The 25,072-nt window shown below is 53.7% G+C and carries 23 protein-coding genes and 1 other annotated feature (1 of these 24 only partly in view); of the genes, 16 read left to right on the forward strand and 7 right to left on the reverse strand.

Going from position 1 to position 25,072, the window contains the following annotated elements:
- Nucleotides 1-64: a sequence feature (Trp leader region), on the reverse strand; it reaches 29 nt to the left of the window's first position.
- 167 nt (nucleotides 65-231) lie between these two features.
- A complete protein-coding gene (locus AB2B48_RS04030) occupies nucleotides 232-1,113 on the forward strand; it encodes an RNase RNM (protein ID WP_368301909.1) in 882 nt (293 codons plus the stop codon).
- Nucleotides 1,110-1,730, forward strand: a complete 621-nt coding sequence (locus AB2B48_RS04035) for an L-threonylcarbamoyladenylate synthase (RefSeq protein WP_368300866.1) — start codon at nucleotides 1,110-1,112, stop codon at nucleotides 1,728-1,730. The genes AB2B48_RS04030 and AB2B48_RS04035 overlap by 4 nt, the downstream gene beginning before the upstream one ends.
- 38 nt (nucleotides 1,731-1,768) lie before the next feature.
- Here AB2B48_RS04035 and AB2B48_RS04040 read toward each other — a convergent pair whose 3' ends face one another.
- Nucleotides 1,769-2,680 carry a LysR family transcriptional regulator gene (locus tag AB2B48_RS04040; RefSeq protein WP_368300867.1) on the reverse strand — a complete coding sequence of 304 codons (912 nt, stop codon included), beginning with the start codon at nucleotides 2,678-2,680 and terminating at the stop codon, nucleotides 1,769-1,771.
- A 97-nt stretch (nucleotides 2,681-2,777) separates the two neighbouring features.
- Here AB2B48_RS04040 and AB2B48_RS04045 point away from each other — a divergent pair, with 97 nt between their 5' ends.
- Both AB2B48_RS04045 and rluB read left to right on the forward strand, forming a co-directional pair.
- Complete coding sequence (locus tag AB2B48_RS04045) at nucleotides 2,778-3,269, forward strand: GNAT family N-acetyltransferase (RefSeq protein WP_368300868.1); 492 nt, start codon at nucleotides 2,778-2,780, stop codon at nucleotides 3,267-3,269.
- Between the two features lie 243 nt (nucleotides 3,270-3,512).
- A complete protein-coding gene (gene rluB, locus AB2B48_RS04050) occupies nucleotides 3,513-4,451 on the forward strand; it encodes a 23S rRNA pseudouridine(2605) synthase RluB (RefSeq protein WP_368300869.1) in 939 nt (312 codons plus the stop codon).
- Nucleotides 4,452-4,615: 164 nt separating this feature from the next.
- On the opposite strand, the gene AB2B48_RS04055 is transcribed toward rluB, so the two are convergent.
- The 3 genes from AB2B48_RS04055 to AB2B48_RS04065 all read right to left on the reverse strand — a co-directional run bounded on the left by AB2B48_RS04055 (nucleotide 4,616) and on the right by AB2B48_RS04065 (nucleotide 6,741).
- Entirely contained in the window at nucleotides 4,616-5,194 is a 579-nt protein-coding gene (locus AB2B48_RS04055; protein ID WP_368300870.1) for a hypothetical protein, read from the reverse strand.
- Between the two features lie 198 nt (nucleotides 5,195-5,392).
- Nucleotides 5,393-5,983 (reverse strand): cob(I)yrinic acid a,c-diamide adenosyltransferase, encoded by a 591-nt coding sequence (cobO, locus tag AB2B48_RS04060; protein ID WP_368300871.1) that lies wholly within the window; start codon nucleotides 5,981-5,983, stop codon nucleotides 5,393-5,395.
- Nucleotides 5,980-6,741, reverse strand: a complete 762-nt coding sequence (locus AB2B48_RS04065; protein ID WP_368300872.1) for a YciK family oxidoreductase — start codon at nucleotides 6,739-6,741, stop codon at nucleotides 5,980-5,982. The genes cobO and AB2B48_RS04065 overlap by 4 nt, the downstream gene beginning before the upstream one ends.
- Before the next feature lie 253 nt (nucleotides 6,742-6,994).
- Here AB2B48_RS04065 and sohB point away from each other — a divergent pair, with 253 nt between their 5' ends.
- A complete protein-coding gene (sohB, locus tag AB2B48_RS04070; protein WP_368300873.1) occupies nucleotides 6,995-8,041 on the forward strand; it encodes a protease SohB in 1,047 nt (348 codons plus the stop codon).
- 95 nt (nucleotides 8,042-8,136) lie between these two features.
- On the opposite strand, the gene AB2B48_RS04075 is transcribed toward sohB, so the two are convergent.
- A complete protein-coding gene (locus AB2B48_RS04075) occupies nucleotides 8,137-8,388 on the reverse strand; it encodes a YciN family protein (protein WP_035892923.1) in 252 nt (83 codons plus the stop codon).
- A 394-nt stretch (nucleotides 8,389-8,782) separates the two neighbouring features.
- On the opposite strand from AB2B48_RS04075, the gene topA reads away from it, so the two are divergent.
- The 5 genes from topA to acnA all read left to right on the forward strand — a co-directional run bounded on the left by topA (nucleotide 8,783) and on the right by acnA (nucleotide 16,174).
- Nucleotides 8,783-11,380: a type I DNA topoisomerase gene (topA, locus tag AB2B48_RS04080; protein WP_185666031.1), complete on the forward strand. Its 2,598-nt coding sequence runs from the start codon at nucleotides 8,783-8,785 to the stop codon at nucleotides 11,378-11,380.
- A gap of 182 nt (nucleotides 11,381-11,562) precedes the next feature.
- Entirely contained in the window at nucleotides 11,563-12,537 is a 975-nt protein-coding gene (cysB, locus tag AB2B48_RS04085) for an HTH-type transcriptional regulator CysB (protein ID WP_185666032.1), read from the forward strand.
- Between the two features lie 337 nt (nucleotides 12,538-12,874).
- On the forward strand, nucleotides 12,875-12,991 hold the full coding sequence (locus AB2B48_RS04090) for a YmiA family putative membrane protein (RefSeq protein WP_220440560.1): 117 nt from the start codon (nucleotides 12,875-12,877) through the stop codon (nucleotides 12,989-12,991).
- 2 nt (nucleotides 12,992-12,993) lie between these two features.
- Complete coding sequence (locus AB2B48_RS04095) at nucleotides 12,994-13,161, forward strand: hypothetical protein (protein WP_185666034.1); 168 nt, start codon at nucleotides 12,994-12,996, stop codon at nucleotides 13,159-13,161.
- Nucleotides 13,162-13,498: 337 nt separating this feature from the next.
- Nucleotides 13,499-16,174 (forward strand): aconitate hydratase AcnA, encoded by a 2,676-nt coding sequence (acnA, locus tag AB2B48_RS04100; protein WP_368300874.1) that lies wholly within the window; start codon nucleotides 13,499-13,501, stop codon nucleotides 16,172-16,174.
- A gap of 123 nt (nucleotides 16,175-16,297) precedes the next feature.
- On the opposite strand, the gene AB2B48_RS04105 is transcribed toward acnA, so the two are convergent.
- On the reverse strand, nucleotides 16,298-17,053 hold the full coding sequence (locus AB2B48_RS04105) for an oligogalacturonate-specific porin KdgM family protein (RefSeq protein WP_185666036.1): 756 nt from the start codon (nucleotides 17,051-17,053) through the stop codon (nucleotides 16,298-16,300).
- A gap of 425 nt (nucleotides 17,054-17,478) precedes the next feature.
- On the opposite strand from AB2B48_RS04105, the gene AB2B48_RS04110 reads away from it, so the two are divergent.
- Genes AB2B48_RS04110 through AB2B48_RS04120 form a run of 3 tightly spaced genes read left to right on the forward strand, consistent with a single transcriptional unit; the run spans nucleotide 17,479 to nucleotide 21,059 of the window.
- Nucleotides 17,479-18,651 carry an oligogalacturonate lyase family protein gene (locus AB2B48_RS04110; protein ID WP_185666037.1) on the forward strand — a complete coding sequence of 391 codons (1,173 nt, stop codon included), beginning with the start codon at nucleotides 17,479-17,481 and terminating at the stop codon, nucleotides 18,649-18,651.
- Entirely contained in the window at nucleotides 18,648-19,940 is a 1,293-nt protein-coding gene (locus tag AB2B48_RS04115; protein ID WP_185666038.1) for an ABC transporter substrate-binding protein, read from the forward strand. The genes AB2B48_RS04110 and AB2B48_RS04115 overlap by 4 nt, the downstream gene beginning before the upstream one ends.
- Nucleotides 19,941-19,949: 9 nt before the next feature.
- Nucleotides 19,950-21,059, forward strand: a complete 1,110-nt coding sequence (locus tag AB2B48_RS04120; protein WP_185666039.1) for a glycoside hydrolase family 88/105 protein — start codon at nucleotides 19,950-19,952, stop codon at nucleotides 21,057-21,059.
- Nucleotides 21,060-21,078: 19 nt separating this feature from the next.
- Here AB2B48_RS04120 and AB2B48_RS04125 read toward each other — a convergent pair whose 3' ends face one another.
- Nucleotides 21,079-21,927, reverse strand: a complete 849-nt coding sequence (locus AB2B48_RS04125; protein ID WP_185666040.1) for a helix-turn-helix domain-containing protein — start codon at nucleotides 21,925-21,927, stop codon at nucleotides 21,079-21,081.
- 193 nt (nucleotides 21,928-22,120) lie between these two features.
- Here AB2B48_RS04125 and AB2B48_RS04130 point away from each other — a divergent pair, with 193 nt between their 5' ends.
- From AB2B48_RS04130 to AB2B48_RS04140, 3 genes are read left to right on the forward strand one after another with little or no spacing between them, the layout of a single operon-like run.
- Nucleotides 22,121-23,011: a carbohydrate ABC transporter permease gene (locus tag AB2B48_RS04130; protein ID WP_035892909.1), complete on the forward strand. Its 891-nt coding sequence runs from the start codon at nucleotides 22,121-22,123 to the stop codon at nucleotides 23,009-23,011.
- Entirely contained in the window at nucleotides 23,004-23,906 is a 903-nt protein-coding gene (locus AB2B48_RS04135) for a carbohydrate ABC transporter permease (protein WP_333498390.1), read from the forward strand. Before AB2B48_RS04130 ends, AB2B48_RS04135 begins: the two co-directional genes overlap by 8 nt.
- 12 nt (nucleotides 23,907-23,918) lie before the next feature.
- Nucleotides 23,919-25,046, forward strand: coding sequence for an ABC transporter ATP-binding protein (locus AB2B48_RS04140; protein WP_368300875.1), 1,128 nt, complete (start codon nucleotides 23,919-23,921; stop codon nucleotides 25,044-25,046).
- Nucleotides 25,047-25,072: the final 26 nt, after the last annotated feature.

Here is a 25,072-nt window from a genome sequence, read left to right on the forward strand (position 1 = left end):
GTATCTGTATGCATAACGCAGACGTGATGACTCCGCCCTACTGGGAAGTACGCCACCAACCGTCGTGCAGAGCAATGATTTTATGCGTCATTTTGAGATACCTTCTACTAAGTGAACTTGCGTACTAGTTAACTAGTTCGAGAGGGCGAAGTCAACCCCTGATTTTAGAATTTCACGCAATGCCGTTATGATAGGCCGCGAATCCTTATAGGTAGTCCAATGGGAGCTGTTTTGAGCGACAACGAATACGCCATCATTTATGACCTGCATAGCCACACGGTCGCCTCCGACGGACGGCTGACGCCGGAAGCGCTGGTGCATCGTGCGCTGGAAAACCGCGTAGGCACGCTGGCGATCACCGACCATGATTCTGTCGCTGCCATTCCTGCCGCGCGAGCGGAAATCGCCCGTGCAGGTTTGCCGCTGACGCTGATTAGCGGCGTAGAAATCTCGACCCTCTGGGAAAATCACGAGATCCATATCGTCGGCCTGAATATTGATATTGCCAATCCGGCACTCACCGCGTTTCTAAGCGCGCAGATAACGCGCCGTGAGCAGCGCGGGGTGATGATCGCCGAGCGGCTGGAAAAAGCGCATATTCCCGGAGCCTGGGAAGCGGCGCTGAAGTACGCCGAGGGGGGGGCAGTGACGCGGGCGCACTTCGCGCGTTTCCTCGTCGAGCAGGGCAAAGCGAGTAATATTGGCGACGTGTTTAAAAAGTACCTCGCGCGTGGGAAAACCGGATACGTTCCGCCACAGTGGTGTACAATAAAGGAAGCTATTGATGTCATTCATCATTCGGGTGGGGTAGCGGTATTGGCCCATCCGGGGCGGTACAATTTGTCCGCCAAGTGGCTGAAAAGACTGCTGGCACACTTTAGCGAACACGGTGGCGATGCGATGGAAGTCGCCCAGTGTCAGCAAGCGCCTCACGAGCGCGCTCAGCTTGCCACCTATGCCCGCGAATACGGTTTACTGGCGTCACAAGGGTCGGATTTCCATCAGCCCTGCCCGTGGATTGAACTGGGCCGCAAACTGTGGTTACCCGCAGGCGTCGAGGGTGTCTGGCAGCGCTGGGAGCAGCCGCAGAATTCAACTGAGAGGGAAGCATGAGTCAGTTTTTTTATATCCATCCGGATAACCCGCAGGCGCGTCTGATTAACCAGGCGGTCGAGATTGTGCGTAAGGGCGGCGTCATCGTCTACCCAACCGACTCCGGCTACGCGCTGGGCTGCAAAATTGAAGACAAAGGCGCGATGGAGCGTATCTGTCGCATCCGTCATCTGCCGGACGGCCACAACTTTACGCTGATGTGCCGCGACCTGTCCGAGCTGTCGACCTACTCCTACGTCGATAACGTGGCGTTTCGCTTAATCAAAAACAACACGCCGGGCAACTACACCTTCATCCTGAAGGGGACCAAAGAGGTGCCACGTCGCCTGCTGCAGGAAAAGCGTAAAACTATCGGGATGCGCGTACCGTCAAACCCGATTGCTCAGGCGCTGCTGGAAACCTTAGGCGAGCCGATGCTGTCGACCTCTCTGATGCTGCCGGGCAGTGATTTCACTGAATCCGACCCGGAAGAGATTAAAGATCGTCTGGAGAAACAGGTGGATCTGATCATCCACGGTGGCTACCTCGGCCAACAGCCGACCACCGTTATCGACCTGACCGAAGATTCCCCGGTCGTGGTGCGTGAAGGCGTCGGCGACGTCAAACCGTTCCTCTGATCCTTCCTGACCCGGCGGCTCCTCGCCGGGTATCTCTTCTATTCCAGCTGACTTATCTGCTCCAGCATCCACTGCTGCGCTTTCGCCTGTCCGCTCGCCGGGCGGTAATACACTTTCAGGGTGTAGGGCGGAATAGGGAACGGCGGCGTGTGCAGGGTGAGCTGACGGGTATCAAAAAGCTGGTGCACCCCGCGTCGCGGCAGCGTTATCGCCAGATCCGTACGGCTGACGATAAACGGTGCCGACATCACGCTCGGCAGCTCCACCACCGTACGGCGGCTTACGTGGCGCGAGGCAAGGTAGCTGTCGATGGGACGATGGTGCTCGTTCCACGGGCTGACCACCACGTGACCCAACTGCAGATAGGTTTCTGGCGTCAGCGTCTCGTTTGCCAACGGATGACCTTTGCGCACCGCCACCACGTAGTCGTCGGTAAACAGCTCCAGCGACGCTAAGCCGTGGCGAGGCTGCACGTTCTCTTCCTCAAAACCGATGGCAAAATTGACTCTGCCGGTCAGCAGTTCTTCCAGTGCGTCATATTCCCGGGAGTAGACAATCCGCGTACGAATGCCGGGCGCGCAGGCCTGAAGCCGGGCGACAAGTTCGGGAAAAAACACCGCGGCGGTGTAATCGGTGGCGGCAAAGGTGAAGGTCTGGTTGCTGGTTTCAGGCCGAAAATGGTCGGCCTGAGCCAGCTCGCCGTTTAGCGCCGATAATGCTCCGGCAATGGCGGGAAACAGCGATTCGGCGCGTGGCGTCGGCTGCATCTGGCTACCCTGGCGGCTGAATAACGGATCGTTGAGTGAACTACGCAGGCGACTTAACGCGTGGCTGAATGCCGAAGGGCTCATAGCGAGCTCGCTGGCGGCTTCGGCCACGCGACGATGGCGATAAAGGGCGTCGAAGACCAGCAGCAGGTTAAGATCCAGCAGGCGAAGATTGCGATGCATGATATTCATTTTACCGTTGAAAAGAATGCAGCGTATTCATATCACGCTGGCGCTAGAATAGCGACCATCAACTGAAAGCCGTATCTCTGGAGGCATTGTGTCACACGCTACTTTCCGTCAGGCCACCCCGTCCGACATCGACCGTTGTTATGAAATTGAATCCGCAGCCTATCCGGCAGACGAAGCGGCGACGCGGGAGAAAATTGCCATTCGCATCGCCCGTTATCCACAGGGCTTTCTGTGCATGGAGCAGGATGGCGATATTATCGGTTTTATTAATGCAGGCTGCGCCTGGGAGGTGGTGATGTCGGATGAAGAGTTCAAAGAACTGGTGGGCCATGACCCGCAGGCGCCGAACGCGGTGATTATGTCGGTGGTGCTGCACCCTGACTACCAGGGTAAAGGGCTTTCCACCGCGCTGATGCAGGCGTTTATCGAACATATGTGCCAGCAGGGCAAAACGGCCATCTACCTGATGTGTAAAGCGCAGTATCTGGAGATGTATAAACGCTTTGGCTATCAGTTCCTTAAAAAATCTGACTCGACGCACGGCGGGGAAGAGTGGTTTGAAATGGTGCAGGGGATTTAGCTCGTTATCGCGGCATCAGACTTCTTTTCGCCGCAACGGCCGATAAAGTGAAACAAAAGGGCAGGAACAAGCTGCCCTTTTCTCCTAAAATTCGTGTAGTATGTGCGGTCACCATTTTGGGTGGGTAGCCTGCGTCACGAAAAAACGCCGCTGCCTGCCTCCTTATGCAACCCGGTGCTGATTTCCCGCGTTGCTGATGAAGTCTCTAAGACGCCTGTGAAGGCGACACCGGAAGGAAGCTCTATGAGCGATAAAAGCGTTAAAAGCGATAAAAGCGATAAAAGCGAAAAACTGCAAAAAGTGCTGGCACGCGCCGGCCACGGCTCCCGTCGTGAAATTGAAACGATTATTGAAGCGGGCCGCGTTAGCGTGGACGGCAAAATCGCCAAGCTGGGCGATCGCGTTGAAGTGATCCCAGGCCTCAAAATTCGTATCGACGGGCACCTCATCTCCGTCAAAGAATCCGTAGAACAAATCTGTCGCGTGCTGGCGTACTACAAGCCGGAAGGTGAGCTGTGTACGCGTAACGACCCGGAAGGTCGCCCGACCGTATTCGACCGTCTGCCGAAACTGCGTGGCGCCCGCTGGATTGCCGTTGGCCGTCTGGACGTGAACACCTGTGGCCTGCTGCTGTTCACTACCGACGGTGAACTGGCAAACCGCCTGATGCACCCAAGCCGTGAAGTTGAACGTGAATACGCGGTGCGTGTATTTGGTGAAGTGGACGACACGAAAGTGCGTCAGCTCTCCCGTGGCGTTCAGCTGGAAGATGGCCCTGCGGCATTCAAAACCATCAAATTCAGCGGCGGCGAAGGCATCAACCAGTGGTACAACGTGACCCTGACCGAAGGCCGTAACCGTGAAGTTCGTCGTCTGTGGGAAGCGGTAGGCGTGCAGGTGAGCCGTCTTATCCGCGTTCGCTACGGTGATATCCCGTTGCCAAAAGGCCTGCCGCGCGGTGGTTATACCGAACTGGATCTGGCGCAGACCAACTATCTGCGTGAGCTGGTAGAACTGCCGGCCGAAACCACCTCGAAAGTGGCGGTAGAAAAAGACCGTCGCCGCATGAAGGCGAATCAGATTCGTCGCGCCGTGAAGCGTCACACCACCACTGGTGGTAATACTGGTAACAATAATAATACTAACCGTCGTTCTAGCACCCGTAATAAACCGAAAGGCTAACGACGTCAGTTCCGGCGGGCTTCCGCCGGAATACTTTCCCGCGTTTAATCAAAATCGCCCCCTTCAACTACGACGATGAACCTGAATGAAATACTGTTCAGCGATATTCAGCGTGTCCTGGTATTACCCTATTAAATTTATAATAAACTGCTAAATATAAAGTGCTATTTATCGATAGCTTCACAAAGATGAATTGTTTCAGGAATATCTGTATTTCTGCAGTTTTGGGGAGGAGAAAATGCTGATATGACAATTATCTCACCATATTCATCACAATCACGACGCTGCCGGTCAACATCATTTTGGCTGAATCCATACATCGGTATAATATCAGGGTCGTCATGTATTTCATCTTCAGTATAAAATTCTCGACGTTTTTCAGGGGTGAAGACCGCCGTTTTTTGATCAACGATATGGCTGTAGGTTAATGACATATAATCATTTTCATCGGGATGCTGGCCCAGCACCCAATGATCAAAGATATCATTGCCTTCGCGCCAGAATAACACCGCACTCCGGCGACCATCCTGCCAGTCATAACCTACCATACAGAAGTGATTATTATCGCTATTCTTCCCTTCCTTCAACAAATAGTATTGCAATGCTTCGCTATAAACTTCTTTATAGGGTGTCGTCGTCGATACTTTAAATCTGGCAACGGGCTTTGAATTGAACATTCCCCAATCATCAGCCTTTGATGCAAAAGAGAACAATAGGCAAATGGCGATAAAAGTCGTTTTCATAAACTGCTCACATTTTTATTTTTTTGGCCCGAAGGACGATTTTTCCTATGGTTTACTTCAGTACCAATGACAAGATCGGCTACAGCGGCTAATTGTCGCCATTCATAACAACGACGAATCTGTTACGCCCGAACCTGACTGCGGTCGCGCAGGCACAGGATGAATACTGCCTGTGCCTGCTTCCCAAGCGATTAGCGGTCAGTAATCAATCCCAATCTGCGCCTTAATACCGGCTTCAAACGCATGCTTCACCGGCCGCAGTTCGCTGACCGTATCGGCGTATTCAAGAATATCCCGGTGGCAGCCGCGACCGGTGATAATCACCGTCTGATGACGCGGCCGGTTTTTCAGCGCGGTTAATACCTCTTCTAACGGCAGATAGTCGTACGCCACCATATAGGTCAGCTCATCGAGCAACACCATATCCAGCGTATCGTCGGCCAGCATCCGTTTCGCATGTTCCCAGACGGCGAGGCAGGCTTCGGTATCGCTCTCCCGATTCTGGGTGTCCCAGGTAAAACCGGTGGCCATAACCTGAAACTCGACGCCGAGCGGCTCAAGCAGGTTGCGCTCGCCGTTAGGCCAGGTGCCTTTAATAAACTGGATCACCCCAACGTTATGACCGTGGCCAACCGCGCGGGTCGCGGTACCGAAGGCGGCGGTGGTTTTGCCTTTACCGTTGCCGGTAAAGACGATAACGATGCCACGGGTATCCTGGGCGGCGGCCACGCGGGCGGCAACGCGCTCTTTTACGCGCTGCTGGCGCTCGCGGTAACGTTCATCACTCATTGTGCAATTCCTGGTTTACGCCCTGGCTGGGCATCAAAAGTCATACCGGTTTTACGGCGGCTGTCGTCACCCATCAGCCACAGATAGAGCGGCATAATATCGGCAGGCGTTTTCAACTTCAGTGCGTCTTCCGTTGGGAAGGCGCTGGCACGCATTTTGGTACGCGTACCGCCGGGATTAATACAGTTTACCCGCAGAGGACGATTTTTATACTCTTCAGCGAGTACCTGCATCATCCCTTCGGTGGCAAATTTCGACACCGCATAGGCACCCCAGTTGGCGCGGCCTTCGCGGCCGACGCTTGATGAGGTAAAGACCAGTGAACCGGATTCTGCTTTCAGCAGCAGCGGCAGCAGCGCCTGGGTGAGCATAAAGGTGCCGTTGACGTTGACCTGCATCACCTGCTGCCAAACGGCGGGGTCCTGCTGGTCCATCGGTACCACGTCACCCAGAAGCCCGGCGTTGTGTAGCACGCCGTCAAGATGCGGGTAGTGCAGACTAACCTGCTGAGCAATGTGCTGGCATTCCTGCGGCGTACAGGTGAGCAGGTCGAGGGTAAACCAGCGGGCGGGCAGTAAACCTTCATGGTCTATTTCTTGCGCAACCGCACGCAGTTTTTCATCGCTGCGGCCGAGCAAAATAACGCTGGCGCCGTAACGGGCATAGGTGATTGCCGCTTCGCGACCGATACCATCGCTGGCACCGGTGACCAGAATGATACGGTTTTGCAACAAATCGAGCTGAGGTTGATAGTGCACGGTGACTCCTTTATGGCGTATACCCGCCATATTTCATGTACTTTTCATGGCTTTTGGGCTTTATGCCTGAATCTGCGCGCTATTTCAATCGGCGCACGGGAGAGACAACGAGTAATTAACAATTTGCAATGATTTCATCAGCAAAAAAGTAATCTGGAATGCGCCTCGTGGCCTGATACTGCAGTCGAGACGTACTGAACGCGGTGTTGTACACTGAGCGGTAGATTCTGTGATTTTTGTACAAGGTGGATGTGTGGAATTACTTTTTCAATATGGTCTTTTTCTGGCGAAAATCGTCACTGTCGTTGTCGCCATTGCGGTGGTTGCCGTACTGATTGTCAACGTCACGCAGCGCAAACGCCAGCGCGGTGAATTGCGAATCACCAACTTAAGCGAGCAGCACAAGGATATGCAGGAAGATTTAGCCGCGGCGCTGCTCGACGCGCCGCAGCAAAAGCTCTGGCATAAGACACAAAAGAAGAAACTGAAGCTGGAAGCCAAAGCGGCCAAAGCCAAAGCGAAGCAGGGCGACACCACGGCGGCAACCAAACCGCGCGTCTGGGTTATCGACTTTAAAGGCAGTATGGATGCGCATGAAGTCTCCTCCCTGCGTGAAGAGATTACTGCCGTACTGACCGTTGCTACTCCGCAGGATCAGGTGGTCGTGCGTCTGGAGAGCCCCGGCGGCGTCGTTCACGGCTATGGCCTCGCGGCATCGCAGCTGCAGCGTATCCGCGATAAGCAGATCCCGCTGACGGTAGCGGTCGATAAAGTGGCGGCCAGCGGCGGCTATATGATGGCCTGCGTGGCTGACAAAATTGTGGCGGCGCCATTTGCTATTCTCGGGTCGATTGGCGTAGTGGCGCAGATCCCGAACCTCAACCGCTTCCTGAAAAATAAAGATATCGACGTCGAACTGCATACCGCTGGTCAGTACAAGCGTACTCTGACCCTGCTCGGTGAAAACACCGAAGAGGGGCGCCAGAAGTTTCGTGAAGAGCTGAACGAAACGCACCACCTGTTTAAAGATTTTGTAAAGCGGATGCGTCCGTCTCTGGACATCGACCAGGTTGCTACCGGTGAACACTGGTACGGTACCCAGGCGCAGGAAAAAGGGCTGGTTGATGAAGTGGGCACCAGCGATGAACTGCTGCTTGGCCTGATGGAAGGGCGTGACGTTTTCGGCGTGCGCTATGCGCAGCGTAAGAAAATGATGGACCGGTTTACCGGAAGTGCGGCTGAAAGCGCTGACAAACTGATGATGCGCTGGTGGCAGCGTGGTCAGAAACCACTGCTGTAACGGTTCCTTTCTACTCTATACCTTTCTACTACTCTATGGCCCGGTAAACCAGGTTTACCGGGCCATATCAGACTGCTCAGGCGTGAGCCCTACGTTCAGTCAACCAGGTGATACTTTTCAGACAGCTGGTGGGCGAGATACTTGAACATATTAAACACCGCCGTGCTTTTCGGCGTCGGCAGGCCCTGTTCATCCAGGTAATATTCACCGCTGAAGACCAGCACGCCGTTGCGCTGTTCCACGCCGGTGGCTTCAATACCCGCCATAGTATCTTCATGCTCACGAATGAGGCGGTTTGCTTCAATAAGCAGTGTCTGACGATCGATAGGTTGGCTATTATTTGACATATTCAACTCCTCAAAATTCCTGCGCTAGTCTACGCCGGGCGCCGTCTTCGGGCAAATTTTCCCGACGTTTACCAGGGACAAGCATTTTACCTCAGAGTTGGCATGATTGGTGATTGCATGCTAATAAAGTTGCGTAACGAATTTTATCAGGTACAGTGTGACGCTTTCGGCGATCTGGCAACAGATTTGCTTGACATTCGACCAAATATTCTTCGTGCTATAGACCCTGACGAAAAAAAGTCTGTAAACTCAGCTACCTGGCTACTTGTCTCAAAAGCCAGTCGGTAAAGGGTTGATATCCATTGGTATTGCCGCAACATACAAGGCTTGTCGCCAGTGGAATGTGGAACATGTGCGATGTATTCCTGGAAGAATCAAATTAGGTAAGGTGAATATGGGTAAAGCTCTCGTTATCGTTGAGTCCCCGGCAAAAGCCAAAACGATCAATAAGTATCTGGGTAATGACTACGTGGTTAAGTCCAGCGTCGGTCATATCCGCGATTTGCCGACAAGTGGCTCAGCCGCCAAAAAGAGCGCTGACTCTACCTCCACCAAAACGGCCAAAAAGCCTAAAAAGGATGAACGAGGCGCGCTGGTTAACCGCATGGGCGTCGACCCATGGCATGACTGGGCTGCACACTATGAAGTGCTGCCAGGCAAAGAAAAGGTAGTATCAGAACTCAAACAGTTGGCGGAAAAAGCCGACCACATCTATCTCGCAACTGACCTTGACCGCGAAGGGGAGGCCATTGCATGGCACCTGCGGGAAGTGATCGGTGGTGATGAATCACGCTATAGCCGCGTGGTGTTTAACGAAATTACGAAAAATGCGATTCGTCAGGCGTTCGAAAAGCCGGGCGAGCTGAATATCGACCGTGTTAACGCTCAGCAGGCGCGTCGCTTTATGGACCGCGTTGTGGGTTACATGGTCTCGCCGCTGCTGTGGAAAAAGATCGCCCGCGGTTTATCCGCCGGTCGCGTTCAGTCCGTGGCGGTTCGTCTGGTAGTGGAACGCGAACGCGAAATTAAAGCGTTTGTGCCGGAAGAATTCTGGGAAATTGACGCCAGCACGACCACGCCGGGCGGCGATGCGCTGCCGCTGGAAGTCACCCACCAGGGTGATAAACCGTTCCGTCCGGTCAACCGTGACGAAACGATGGCGGCGGTCAGCCTGCTGGAAAAAGCCAGCTACAGCGTCCTTGAGCGTGAAGATAAGCCGACCAGCAGCAAGCCTGGCGCGCCGTTTATTACCTCCACGCTGCAGCAGGCGGCAAGCACCCGTCTGGGCTTTGGCGTGAAGAAAACCATGATGATGGCGCAGCGTCTGTATGAAGCGGGCTACATCACCTACATGCGTACCGACTCCACCAACCTGAGTCAGGATGCGGTAAACATGGTTCGCGACTTTATCGGCGATAACTTCGGCAAAAAATACCTGCCGGAGAACCCGAATCAGTACGCCAGCAAAGAAAACTCGCAGGAAGCGCACGAAGCGATTCGTCCTTCCGACGTTTCCGTTCAGGCGGAAGCGCTGAAAGATATGGAAGCGGACGCGCAGAAGCTGTACCAGCTGATCTGGCGCCAGTTCGTGGCCTGTCAGATGACGCCAGCGCAGTACGATTCCACCACGCTGACCGTGAAAGCGGGTGATTTCAAACTCAAAGCGCGTGGTCGTACCCTGCGCTTTGACGGCTGGACCAAAGTGATGCCTGCGCTGCGTAAAGGCGATGAAGACCGCACGCTGCCGATGGTCAACCAGGGCGATAAGCTAAGCCTGGTTGAACTGACTCCGGCACAGCACTTCACCAAACCGCCTGCTCGCTTTAGTGAAGCCTCGCTGGTTAAAGAGCTGGAAAAACGCGGCATCGGTCGCCCGTCCACCTATGCGTCGATCATCTCGACCATTCAGGACCGTGGCTATGTGCGTACCGAAAACCGTCGCTTCTATGCGGAAAAAATGGGCGAGATCGTCACCGATCGTCTGGAAGCGAACTTCCGCGAGCTGATGAACTACGACTTTACCGCGCAGATGGAAGACCACCTCGACCGCGTGGCCAACCACGAAGCCGAATGGAAGCAGGTGCTGGATCTGTTCTTTGGTGATTTCACCAAGCAGCTCGAAACGGCTGAGAAACCGCCAGAAGAGGGCGGCATGCAGCCGAACGAGATGGTGTTGACCAGCATCGACTGCCCGACCTGCGGCCGTAAAATGGGTATCCGTACCGCCAGCACCGGCGTATTCCTTGGCTGCTCCGGCTACGCGCTGTCGCCAAAAGAACGCTGCAAAACCACCATTAACCTGGTGCCGGAAAACGAAGTACTGAACGTACTGGAAGGCGATGACGCGGAAACCAACGCGCTGCGCGCCAAACGTCGTTGCCAGAAGTGCGGCACGGCGATGGATAGCTATCTTATCGATCCGAAACGCAAGCTGCATGTTTGTGGTAATAACCCGACCTGCGACGGCTACGAGATTGAAGAGGGCGAGTTCCGCATTAAGGGCTATGACGGCCCGATCGTTGAGTGCGAGAAATGTGGTTCTGAAATGCACCTGAAAATGGGGCGTTTCGGTAAGTACATGGCCTGTACCAACGAAGAGTGTAAGAACACGCGTAAAATTCTGCGTAGCGGTGAAGTGGCTCCGCCGAAGGAAGACCCGGTTCCGCTGCCAGAGCTGCCGTGCGAGAAGTCTGACGCGTATTTTGTGCTGCGTGACGGTGCTGCTGGGGTATTCCTGGCGGCCAACACCTTCCCGAAATCACGTGAAACCCGCGCGCCGCTGGTAGAAGAGCTGTTCCGCTTCCGTGATCGTCTGCCGGAAAAACTGCGTTATCTGGCCGACGCGCCTCAGCAGGACCCGGAGGGCAACAAAACGATGGTTCGTTTTAGCCGTAAAACCAAACAGCAGTACGTCGCTTCTGAGAAAGAAGGCAAGGCGACCGGCTGGTCAGCGTTCTTCGTTGACGGTAAATGGGTTGAAGCGAAAAAGTAGCGTTTTTTGCCAATAGCATCACAAAGGGCCGCATTTGCGGCCCTTTTTTATAACCTCGTTATTATTTTTTGTTTCCATCTATACACACTTGCTATAAATGATATAGTGGTTATAGCCAATGCATTTCTTATGATTAAATCGTCTTTATGACCGATTCCTGAGCGCAGACTGGATACAACCGCATGAAATTACAGCAACTCCGCTATATCGTTGAGGTGGTCAATCATAACCTTAACGTCTCCTCCACCGCTGAAGGTCTGTACACCTCGCAGCCGGGTATCAGTAAGCAGGTCAGAATGCTGGAGGATGAGCTGGGGATTCAGATTTTTGCCCGTAGCGGTAAGCATCTGACGCAGGTTACACCAGCGGGCCAGGAAATCATCCGTATCGCGCGTGAAGTCCTGTCGAAAGTGGATGCGATTAAATCCGTTGCCGGTGAGCATACCTGGCCTGATAAAGGCTCGCTGTACGTGGCGACCACCCACACTCAGGCTCGCTATGCGCTGCCGGGCGTGATTAAAGGCTTTATCGAGCGTTACCCACGCGTATCGCTGCACATGCATCAAGGGTCGCCTACGCAAATTGCCGAAGCGGTCTCTAAAGGCAATGCTGACTTTGCCATCGCTACCGAAGCGCTGCATCTGTATGACGATCTGGTGATGCTGCCTTGCTATCACTGGAACCGTTCGATTGTCGTCACGCCGGAACACCCGCTGGCCTCCAAAACGTCTGTCACCATTGAGGAACTGGCGCAGTATCCGCTGGTCACCTACACCTTTGGTTTTACCGGGCGTTCCGAGCTGGACACCGCCTTTAACCGCGCCGGACTGACGCCGCGTATTGTCTTTACCGCCACCGACGCCGATGTGATTAAAACCTACGTCCGTCTGGGATTAGGGGTGGGGGTAATTGCCAGCATGGCCGTCGATCCTGTTTCTGACCCTGATCTGGTTAAGCTGGATGCAGAAGGTATTTTCAGCCACAGCACCACCAAAATTGGCTTCCGTCGCAGCACCTTCCTGCGTAGCTATATGTATGATTTTATTCAGCGATTTGCACCACACCTGACGCGTGATGTGGTCGATACCGCCGTAGCGCTGCGCTCGAATGAAGACATTGAAGCCATGTTTAAAGATATTAAGCTGCCGGAAAAATAAGTCTGATTTAATTATCCGCCTCTTCCTGGAAGAGGCGGGTTCACTTATATCCTTGCTCCACCACGCCTTTTTCCCCTTCCACATCGCGCAAAACCCTGACTAAGAATTGTTTCTATTACTCATGACGTAGCAAAAGTAGAAATAAATTTAGGGTTAGGCAAACTTCTCTTTTCAAATATCTCATTGAGCTCAAAAGATTAAATTAATCTCCATGTAATATTCGTAAAACCTCTGGATTTTTGCTTAAAATTTACTTAGGATTTATCTCAACGATGATTAGTTGTAACAATTGATTGGTGTGAAAATGATAAGTAATATCGATTGTGAGAGGGCAGTAATGGTGTCAGAAAATAACGGTTCTCGTGTGAAACGCAAAGCCTGGCTGAGCGTATTCCTCGGCTCTGCGCTGTTCTGGGTAGCGGTAGCGCTGCTGGTCTGGAAAATCTGGGGCTAACCGTGCTTACGTCTGAACGCGTCAAGCCGGTGAAGCCCTCCGCTCCGGTAGAAAAAAAACCGCAAGATGACAAAAATAGTAAGGTCAATATTCCTGATGAATGGAATCTGACCCGCGACCAAAAAGAGTTTATCGATCTCTTCAATCAGGATGAGAATAAGAAACAATAACTTTATGGTTATTTTTTACTTTCATTTTCACGCCGCCAAACGAAATAAATCCTTTTCCTGCTATTAATTCCATCCGGATGTTATTCTTAATAACCCATTGATTGAATTTATCAATCTGAGCCCTTTTCCGGCGTGATCCACTGAATGTGTTATCTTTTAAATACACGTCATCCTTCGAGTTGCCTCTGCGTTGGCTGCGTTCATTCACCTCAGTCACGTACTTGTGTACGCTCCTGAGGATTCATTCGCTTGCCGCCTTGATGCAACTCGAATGATTTAGTGTAAGGACCATGAGGAGTGTCAGAGTACTGCAATTCCCGCCATTTAAGGAGGAGCTATGTCGTCAACACTACGAGAGACCTGCAAGGATACACTACAGGTCGATAATAAAACCTACCGTTACTACAGCCTGCCGCTGGCTGCTAAGACCCTGGGTGACATCACCCGCCTGCCAAAATCACTCAAAGTTCTCCTGGAAAACCTGCTCCGTTGGCAGGATGGCGATTCGGTCACCGCTGAAGATATTCAGGCGCTGGCAGGGTGGCTTAAACAGGCCCATGCCGATCGTGAAATTGCCTATCGTCCCGCCCGCGTCCTGATGCAGGACTTTACCGGCGTGCCGGCGGTGGTCGATCTCGCCGCCATGCGCGAAGCGGTAAAACGCCTCGGCGGGGATACCCGCAAAGTGAACCCGCTGTCGCCCGTTGACCTGGTCATTGACCACTCGGTCACGGTGGACCGTTTTGGCGATGACGAGGCGTTTGATGAGAACGTGCGCCTGGAGATGTCTCGCAACCACGAACGCTACACTTTTTTACGCTGGGGGCAGCAGGCTTTCAGTCAGTTCCGCGTCGTGCCGCCGGGCACCGGGATCTGCCACCAGGTAAACCTGGAATATCTGGGGCGCGCAGTGTGGAGCGAGCAGCAGGGCGATGAATGGGTTGCCTATCCCGATACCCTGGTCGGGACTGATTCGCATACGACGATGATTAACGGCCTTGGCGTACTGGGCTGGGGCGTGGGCGGTATTGAGGCGGAAGCCGCGATGCTGGGGCAGCCGGTATCCATGCTCATTCCTGACATAGTCGGCTTTAAGCTCAGCGGCAAGCTACGCGAAGGGATCACCGCCACCGACCTGGTGCTGACGGTCACGCAGATGCTGCGTAAGCTTGGCGTGGTGGGTAAATTTGTCGAGTTCTACGGTGACGGGCTGGATTCTCTGCCGCTGGCCGACCGAGCCACGATTGCCAACATGGCGCCGGAATACGGCGCAACCTGCGGCTTCTTCCCGATTGATGACATTACCCTGTCGTATATGCGCCTCAGCGGACGCAGCGACGGGCAGGTAGCGCTGGTTGAAGCCTATGCGAAAGCGCAGGGGATGTGGCGACGCAAGGGCGATGAACCGGTCTTCAGCCAGACGCTGGCATTGGATATGAACGACGTTGAAGCCAGCCTCGCCGGGCCGAAACGCCCGCAGGATCGCGTCGCGCTGGCTCAGGTGCCGCAGGCGTTTAACGCCACGACCGAACTGGCGGTAAACCAGGGTTCAACGGGGAAAAACGCCGTCGACTTTACGCTTAACGGCGAAACGCATGCGCTTCCTGAAGGCGCGGTAGTGATTGCCGCAATTACCTCCTGTACCAACACCTCGAACCCTAGCGTGCTAATGGCCGCTGGCCTGCTGGCGAAAAAAGCCGTCGCGCTGGGCTTGCAGCCAAAAGCGTGGGTCAAAGCCTCGCTGGCGCCAGGGTCGAAGGTAGTCTCTGACTACCTGGCCCATGCGGGTCTTACGCCTTATCTTGATCAGCTTGGTTTTAACCTCGTCGGCTATGGCTGTACCACCTGTATCGGTAACTCCGGCCCGCTGCCGGATCCGATTGAGAATGCCATCAAGCAGGGCGATTTGACGGTTGGCGCGGTGCTTTCCGGTAACCGTAACTTTGAGGGCCGTATTCACCCACTGGTGAAAACCAACTGGCTGGCCTCGCCTCCGCTGGTGGTAGCCTACGCGCTGGCCGGGAATATGCGGGTGGATCTGACCCACGACCCGTTGGGGCAGGACAGCAAGGGGAACCCGGTCTACCTGAAAGATATCTGGCCGACCAGCGCCGAGATAGCCGAAGCGGTGCAGCAGGTCTCTACCGGGATGTTCCACAAAGAATATGCGGCGGTCTTTGCCGGAACGCCGGAGTGGCAGGCGATCGACATTCCTGCTTCCGACACCTATGAATGGCAGGATGATTCCACCTATATCCGACTGTCGCCGTTCTTTGATGAAATGGGGGTGACGCCCGATCCGGTACAGGATATCCACGGCGCACGCGTGCTGGCGATGCTGGGAGACTCCGTCACCACCGACCATATCTCGCCGGCAGGCAGTATCAAGGCCGACAGCCCAGCAGGCCGCTACCTGCAGGACAACGGCGTTGCCAGCCGCGATTTCAACTCCTACGGTTCCCGCCGCGGTAACCACCTGGTGATGATGCGCGGCACCTTTGCCAATATTCGTATTCGCAATGAAATGGTTCCCGGCGTGGAAGGGGGCATGACGCGCCTGCTACCGGGCGACAAGGTGATGTCGATTTACGATGCCGCGATGGCCTATCAGCAGCAGGGTACGCCGCTGGCGGTGATTGCCGGGAAAGAGTACGGCTCAGGCTCCAGCCGCGACTGGGCGGCAAAAGGTCCGCGCCTGCTGGGTGTCAGGGTGGTGATCGCCGAATCGTTCGAACGTATTCACCGATCGAACCTGATTGGCATGGGCATTTTGCCGCTGGAGTTCCCGCAGGGGGAAGATCGTAAAACGCTGAAGCTAACCGGTGAAGAGCAGATCGATATCGCCGGACTGCAGCAGTTGAAGCCGGGGGCGACCATTCCGGTGCTGATCACCCGGCCGGACGGGCAGCAGCAGACGCTGGCGTGTCGCTGCCGTATTGATACGGCGACGGAGCTAACCTACTACCAGAACGATGGCATCCTGCACTACGTTATTCGTAACATGCTGGGATAAAAAAAGGGGCCGATTTCTGGCCCCAAAACGGACGATGGCAATAACAGAAGCAAAAGAAAATGAGAGCGGCACGTTGAACAGAAACCCGCCTCTCACACCCATCCGGTGTGAGAGGTTTTCTGCTTATTTAAAGGTGTAGACCACCCCCATACGCAGACGGAACTGACGTTCGGTAGAGCGGGATGAGCGGCCAATGTCGCCAAAGGTGACGTACGGCTTCCACTCTTTTTTATCCCCGAGGGTGTAGTCGAACTGCCACTCCTGCTCGTAGTCATAATGCTGGTTCCCCCACAGAATCTCATCGCCGTGCTTATAGATAAATTTGTAGGTTGTGGAGAAACGGTCGAGGGTGTAGCGCAGATAAAGGTCGCCACGGTTTACGGTACGGTGTTTATTGGTGCTACAGGATTTATCCCCGTTATATCCGCAGTCGGGATCGTTGGCATAATCGGTCATTTCAAAACGGTACATCCCGCCGACAGCCCAATTTTCATTAAACGTATACCATGGCACAAAGCCAAATTTCCATTCCGTTCTTTCATTGTTAAATTCTGGCTGAATTAATGGCGCAATCTTGAAGTTACCGAAGGTAAAGGATTTCGATAGCGTTAATTCTACGGCGTTAATAACCGGGTCGTTATACCATTTATCCTGTGGGTCATCACCACCGGTTTTGTATTTGGTCTCAATCGCAAAATTATAATTGTCCGGCAGTGCTGCAGACATGTTCAGCTTGTCGTAGTGGGTACGGTCGCGAACGCGATACTCATGCCGGTAATCAAGGCTGAGTGAGCGGATCGGAGAGGTATATTCTTCAGCCAGCACAACGTTGCTGGTTAATAAGACGCAACCTGCTATAAGGTATTTACCGGATAACATAACAATTCTTCCCTCATTATTATTTGAATAATGCATTACACAATGCACTCGGTTTATCCTGCGTGAGCCTGTCGATGTATTAATTGCCACTACTGGCAAGCTTTCGCTAAATGAACGCACGTAGTTAAGCATCTGCTACGACGTTAAAACCTTTATAAAATCACCAACTATTTTGATTTTTTGTCGGGAAAGCTAAGAAAGATATTTATCGTGTTAAGAATGTGAGCATGCCTGAAATTATTCATGATAACGCTGAAACCTTTGTTATTGCGTCATCCGGTAACGGGCTTTGTCATTATTTCAAAGGTTATTGCCGGTACGCCCCGGCATGCTGTGAGCTGATCCTGTCAGCTAAGACTGACGGGAGAATTTGCATCCTGAGATGCCTTTGAACCGACCCGACAACTCCTGACATTGAGGACACTATGGCAAAGGGTGATGTCACTCCACTGACGTTTACATCTGAAATTGACCCCGTCACGCACGCTCGCGTGGTCCGGCTAACCCCGCGGGATCGTATTTTTCACCGCAACTACTTCTATCAGAAGTGCTTTCTGCAGGGGGGCACGCAGCTGCTGATTGGCGGCGTCGATGATGGCAACTGGAACTACTGGCTGCTGGATCTGCAACAGCATACCCTGCGTCAACTGACGGAAGGGCCGGGTGACAACAGCTTTGACGGCTTTATCACCGAAGATGACCGCGCCCTGATCTTTATGCGCCACAACCGCCATATTGTCAGGGTTGAGTTGGATACCCTACGCGAAGAGGTGCTCTACGAGCTGCCCGCGCAGTGGGTCAGCACCAGCGCCTGGGCACCGGACAGTACTGGCAGCAAGATGATCGGCATGTCGCTGTCAGCGGATACCTGGATCCCGCTGAACGACTGGAACGATTTCCAGCGGCAATATCACCTGAACCCGACCACCCGCTGCGAGGTTATCGATCTTGCCAGCGGGCATTCGGAGGTGCTGTTTGAAGAGCCGCGCTGGCTGGGCCACCCTGGCTTTCGTCCGAATGACACCAATACCATCATGTACTGCCATGAAGGGCCGCATGACCTGATTCGCAACCGCATCTGGCTGTACGATCGCCAGACCGGCCTTTCGGCGCCGGTAAGCCAGCCGGAAGTGGAAACCTTCACCCATGAATTCTGGGTGCCTGACGGTTCACGCATCGTTTTCGTCTCGCTGAATAAAGAGACGCATCAACGCCATATCTGCCAGACGCTGGCCGGCAGCGCACAGAGCGAGAAGGTGATGGAAATGCCTGCCTGTTCGCACTTGATGAGTAATTACGACGGCTCGCTACTGGTCGGCGACGGCTGCGGCACGCCGGTTGATTTAACCGATGAGGGCGGCTACACGGCGTTAACCGATCCGTGGCTCTACCTGTTTGAGCCAGGCCAAAAGCAAACACGCAAAATTACCCGTCACGACACCTCCTGGCGCGTGATTGACGGGCAGTGCCAGGCGAGCCACCCGCATCCCTCTTTTAGCCCGGATTTAAGCCACGTGCTCTACACCTCTGACCGCGACGGCCTGCCTGCCGTCTATCTGGCAGAGATTGCCCCTTTACTGAAAGGAAGCTCGAAATGAAAAAGATTGCCTTCTCGTTAATGCTCGCCTGTAGCGGCCTGCTGTGTACGGCCCCGGCGTTTGCGGACGACAGCGACACGGTGACGCTGCGTGTGGCCTGGTGGGGAGCGAACTCCCGTCACCAGAACACCCTGAAAACCATTCGCGCCTTTGAGCAGGCGCATCCGAATATCAAGGTGAAAGCGGAGTACACCGGCTGGGATGGCTTTGTGTCACGTCTTTCCACGCAGATTGCCGGGAAGAATGAACCCGATGTGATGCAGCTCGACTGGAGCTGGATTCAGGTGTTCTCACGCTCGGGCAACGGCTTTTACGACCTCAACCAACTGAGCAAAGAGGTGGGGCTGGATAACTACGCGGGCAAGCTTGGCACCGTCACCGTCAATGGCAAAGTGCAGGGGCTGCCGGTGTCGCTGGTGGCTCCCATTCTTTACTACAACACGGAAACCTGGAAGAAAGCCGGACTGGCTTATCCAAAAACCTGGGATGAACTCTTCGCCGCCGGACAGGTGTTTAAAGAGAAGCTCGGCGATAACTACTACCCGGCGATCGTCACCACCTCAATGGAGCTAATCAACTCGTGGATGGTGCAGAAGTACAACCAGCCGATGCTCAATGAAAAAGGCGAGTTCACCTACAGCGAAGCCCAGTGGCTGGAATTTGTACAGATCTACCAGAAACTGGTCGCCGAGCATGTTCTGCCAAGCCAGAAGTACATCCAATCTTTTGGCAAAGCGCAGCCGTTTGAGATGAAACCGTGGATCAATGGCGAATTTGGCGGCTCGAACCTGATGAGCTCGGCGGTCGCCAAATATGAAGACACCCTGACGCCGCCGGCGAAGCTGGAAGTCGGGCCCTATCCGCTGCTGCCGGGCGCTAAAGATGCGGGGTTGTTTATTAAACCATCGATGATCTTTGCTATCAGCCGTAACACGCAACACCCGAAAGAGGCGGCCATGCTGCTTGATTTTATGGTCAACCAGCCGGAAGGCGTGCAGCTAATGGGGCTGGAACGCGGCTTCCCGGTCAGTAAAGCGGCGGCGGACTTCGTGGTGAAAACCGATATGGCGCAGCCGAACGACCCGGTGATCACCGGGCTGAAGCTGGTGGAAAGCATGCCGTCGGACAACGTCTACGTCTCGCCGTACTTCAAAAATCCGGAGATCGAACAGTACTGGCTGGATCTCACCCAGCGGATCGACTACGGCAAAATCAGCGCTGAAGATGCAGCAAAAGAGTTTGAACGCACGGCGAAACGCGCGCTGCGTAAACATGCACCGACGAAGTAAGGGGAGTTCATGGAGAGGAAACAACTGCAGTTTAGCGTCGATGAAACGGTGCTGATGACCGAAAAACTGATCGATGCGCTGGTGAATATTCGCGACGAAAACGGCGCATTTCTGATGACGCTGGCCGATGGGCGCGTGGTTGACACCAAAGGGTGGGGCGGCTGGGAATGGACCCACGGTGTGGGGCTATACGGGCTATGGCAGTACTGGCAGCAAACCCGCGACCCGCGATGGCTGGCGATTATCGAACAGTGGTTTACGGATCGTTTCCGTGAAGGCACGCCAACCAAAAACGTCAACACCATGGCGCCAATGCTGACCCTGGCCTCAGTGTATGAAGAGAACGGCTACACCCCGTGGAAGCGCTATATCGAATGCTGGGCTAACTGGGTGATGTACGAGATGCCGCGCACCGAGCTGGGCGGGTTGCAGCATATGACCTTTAACTATGCGCACCATCAGCAGCTATGGGACGACACGCTGATGATGAGCGTGATGCCGCTGGCGAAAGCGGGCCTGGTGCTGAATCGCCCGGAATGGGTTGAAGAGGCCAAACGGCAGTTCCTGCTGCATTCGCAGTATCTGTGCGATGCGCCTACGGGGCTGTGGTACCACGGCTGGAATTTCGAAGGCCGACATCACTATGCCAAAGCGCTGTGGGGGCGCGGTAATAGCTGGGTGACGGTGGCGATCCCTGACTTTATTGAGATGCTTGACCTCCCGCAGGGCGACCCAGTGCGCGAGTTCCTGTTAGGGCAGCTTTCACGTCAGGTAGCCGCGCTGGCGGAACGTCAGGATAAAGAGAGCGGGCTGTGGCATACGTTGCTGGACGATCCTACCTCCTACCTGGAATCTTCCGCCTCAGCAGGTTTTGCCTACGGCATTCTGAAAGCGGTTCGTAAGCGTTATATCGATAAACGCTTCCTGGCGACCGGGGTGGCGGCGGCGGAAGGGGTCATGCGCCAGATTACGCCGCAGGGCGAGTTGGCAAACGTCTCTTTCGGCACCGGAATGGGCAAAGATCTCGACTACTACCGCAATATCGAACGCACCTCCATGCCGTATGGACAGGCGATGGCGATGCTGGCGTTGATCGAGTATCAGAATCTGTTTATCTAAGCCGCAACGGCTCCTGGTCTCAGGACTGGAGAGCCGTACGGTGGTTTATCAGCGGGAACAGCCCGTACTTGCGTACCGTGCGCGGCGGCATGCCGAAAAAGAGTTTGAAGCGATGGGAGAAGTAGTTGCTGTCGTTAAAACCGCACAGGTAGGCGATATCGGTAATGGACTGTTCCGAAGTGACCAACAGATTCATCGCATGGCATAAGCGAACGTGGGTGATGTAATCGTTGGGCGTCAGGGCGGTAATAGATTGCACTTTTCGCTCCAGCATGCGCTTTTGAATATTAAATTTCTGTGCCAGATAATCAATGCTTAATTGATCGTTTGCATAATTGTGATGCAAATAATTCAGCAAATAGATAATTGAATCTTCCTTGGCGCAGCGATGAGAGGTTTGACTCACGTGACCACGTTGTAAAAATACGGCGAGTTGCGTAAATAACGTTTCCAGCATAATGGAGCGCCAGGCTAAATCTTTGTTTAATTCTTCATTTAATAGGTTGGTATAAAATGCACTATGTACGATGGTTTGATGGGTAGCCATAAATTGTTTATTTGGCGCGAAGTCAGCTAGCAGCGTCAGCAGCGTCTCGGTGAGAAAATCCGGATGAATGAGGATATTGAGCAGTGACAGTTTTTCAACTTTCTCAAAATAATGCTCTTCATTCGGCGAGACGATAAATACCGAACCACAGCTGATAGGCCACGAGATCCCGTCAATGACGTGCATCCCACTGCCGGATGAGACGCAAACCATTTCATAAAAGTCATGGGCGTGCAGCGGACAGACATCCTGGTCAGCGATGTGCTTAATCATCAATGATGCATTTTCAGGAAAATAGGTGGAGTGACGACGCAATGCCATAGCAATAGCCTTCAGAAGAAAGATTATTTTTCGACTATAGGTTTTAATTTTTAAAAAATGAAATGTTTTTTCATTATTCTGCTGGAGTTCACAGCTAAAATTAATCAGACAATATTAAATGTGATAAAGATCACTATGCAAACCGTTAACGCGGGTCGTTGTGCAAGATATCTTTATTATATTAGAGGAATCTATGAACGAGAATAAGTTATTAGGGCTGGCATGGATCTCACCGTACATAATAGGGCTAGTGGTGTTTACCGCTTTTCCCTTTATTTCGTCTTTTTTATTGAGTTTTACCCAGTACGATTTAATGAGTCCACCGGAATTTAACGGCATTGAAAACTATCGCTACATGCTGACGGAAGATCCACTCTTCTGGAAATCCATGGCGGTGACCTTTGTCTACGTGTTCCTGACCATTCCCGTCAAACTGGCGTTCGCGCTGGGCATTGCCTTCGTGCTTAATTTCAAACTGCGGGGCATCGGTTTCTTTCGCACCGCGTACTACATCCCGTCGATTCTTGGCAGCTCGGTAGCTATTGCGGTCTTATGGCGAGCGCTGTTCGCCATCGACGGCCTGTTCAACAGCATGCTGGGGGCGATCGGCGTAGATCCGATCAACTGGTTGGGTGAACCCTCGCTGGCGCTGATTTCCGTTACGCTGCTGCGCGTCTGGCAGTTTGGTTCGGCGATGGTGATCTTCCTGGCGGCGCTGCAAAACGTCCCGCAGTCGCAGTATGAAGCCGCGATGATCGACGGCGCGTCGAAATGGCAGATGTTCCTCAAGGTGACAGTGCCGCTGATTACGCCGGTAATCTTCTTTAACTTTATTATGCAGACCAGTGGGACCTTCCAGGAATTTACCGGCCCGTATGTGATTACCGGCGGGGGCCCGACCTACTATACCTACCTGTTCTCGCTCTATATCTACGATACCGCGTTTAAATATTTCGATATGGGCTACGGCGCTGCGCTGGCGTGGGTCCTGTTCCTGGTGGTGGCTGCCTTTGCGGCCGTAGCTTTCAAATCATCGAAATACTGGGTCTTCTACTCCGCCGATAAGGGAGGCAAAAATGGCTGATCTGCAAACCATGTCTGCGACCGAGCAGGAGGCCGCACGTGAAGTGGCCCGCACGCTGCGCCGCGAAAAAGTGAGTCGGTCGCTGCGTTATACCATTCTGCTGGTGGTTGGGCTGATGATGCTCTATCCGCTGGCGTGGATGTTCTCGGCATCGTTTAAACCGAACCACGAAATTTTCACTACCCTGAACCTCTGGCCGGTTCATGCTACCTGGGATGGGTTTATCAACGGCTGGAAAACGGGGACGGAATACGACTTCGGTCACTATATGATTAACACCTTCAAATATGTGATTCCGAAGGTTATTCTGACCATTGTCTCTTCAACCATCGTGGCCTACGGCTTTGCCCGCTTCGAGATCCCATGGAAGAAATTCTGGTTTGCCACGCTGATTGCCACCATGCTGTTGCCGAGCACGGTGCTGCTGATCCCGCAGTACCTGATGTTCCGCGAAATGGGCATGCTTAACAGCTATCTGCCGCTCTATCTGCCGACGGCGTTTGCCACACAAGGGTTCTTCGTCTTTATGCTGATTCAGTTCCTGCGCGGCGTACCGCGTGACATGGAAGAAGCGGCGCAGATTGACGGCTGCAGCTCCTGGCAGGTGCTGTGGTACGTGGTGGTGCCCATCCTTAAACCGGCGATTATCTCGGTGGCGCTGTTCCAGTTTATGTGGTCGATGAACGACTTTATCGGCCCGCTGATTTACGTCTACAGCGTGGATAAATATCCGATTGCACTGGCGCTGAAAATGTCCATCGACGTGACCGAAGGCGCACCGTGGAACGAAATTCTGGCGATGGCGAGTATCTCGATTCTGCCGTCAATCATTGTCTTCTTCCTGGCGCAGCGCTACTTCGTCCAGGGTGTCTCCAGCAGCGGAATTAAAGGTTAAGAGGGAACTATCATGGCTGAAGTGATTTTCAATAAACTGGAAAAGGTGTACTCCAACGGCTTCAAAGCGGTACATGGTATCGACCTTAAGATTGCGGAAGGGGAGTTTATGGTGATTGTCGGCCCGTCCGGCTGCGCCAAATCGACTACTTTACGCATGCTGGCGGGGCTGGAAACCATTAGCGGCGGGGAGGTGCGCATTGGCGAGAAGATTGTCAACAACCTGCCGCCGAAAGAGCGTGGGATTGCAATGGTGTTCCAGAACTATGCGCTTTATCCGCACATGACGGTGCGCGAGAACCTGGCGTTTGGCCTGAAGCTGAGCAAGCTGCCGAAAGAGCAGATTGCCGCGCAGGTGAACGAAGCGGCGAAAATTCTTGAACTGGAGGAGTTGCTTGACCGCCTGCCGCGTCAGCTTTCCGGCGGCCAGGCGCAGCGCGTGGCGGTAGGCCGCGCGATTGTGAAAAAGCCGGACGTGTTCCTGTTCGATGAACCGCTGTCGAACCTCGATGCCAAACTGCGCGCGTCAATGCGTATTCGTATTTCCGATCTGCATAAATCGCTCAAACGCTCCGGTAAACCGGCGACCACCGTTTACGTCACCCACGACCAGACCGAAGCGATGACCATGGGCGACCGTATCTGCGTGATGAAACTTGGCCATATAATGCAGGTTGATACGCCGGATAATCTCTACCACTATCCGCAAAATATGTTCGTGGCCGGGTTTATCGGCGCGCCGGAGATGAACATCAAACCGGCCAGTATTGTGCGGAAAGATGACGGTCTGCACATCACCGTCGGCCATGACACGCTACCGCTTAACGCGCAGCAGCAGGAGAAGGTGGCGCACTACGTCGATAAAGCGGTCTGCTTTGGGATTCGCCCCGAGTACGTTCACGTCTCAACGCAGCCGTTTGCTGAAGGCGGCGGTCGGGGCACGCTTATCCGCGTTGAGAATATGGGCCACGAGTTCTTTCTCTACCTGCAGGTAGGGGATTTTGAACTGACGGCGCGAATGCCTTCCGATCAGGTGAAGTCGATTCTGGATGCCGGGCTGAATAGCCAGGTGTGGTTCCGCTTTGAGATGGCAAAATGCCATATTTTTGATGCCGAGAGCGAGCTGAATATTTCACTTTAAGCAGAGGGAATAAAGAGGTCGCCGTT

Origin of the sequence: Kluyvera sichuanensis, from assembly GCF_040930405.1 — a bacterium.
GTDB lineage: Bacteria > Pseudomonadota > Gammaproteobacteria > Enterobacterales > Enterobacteriaceae > Kluyvera > Kluyvera sichuanensis.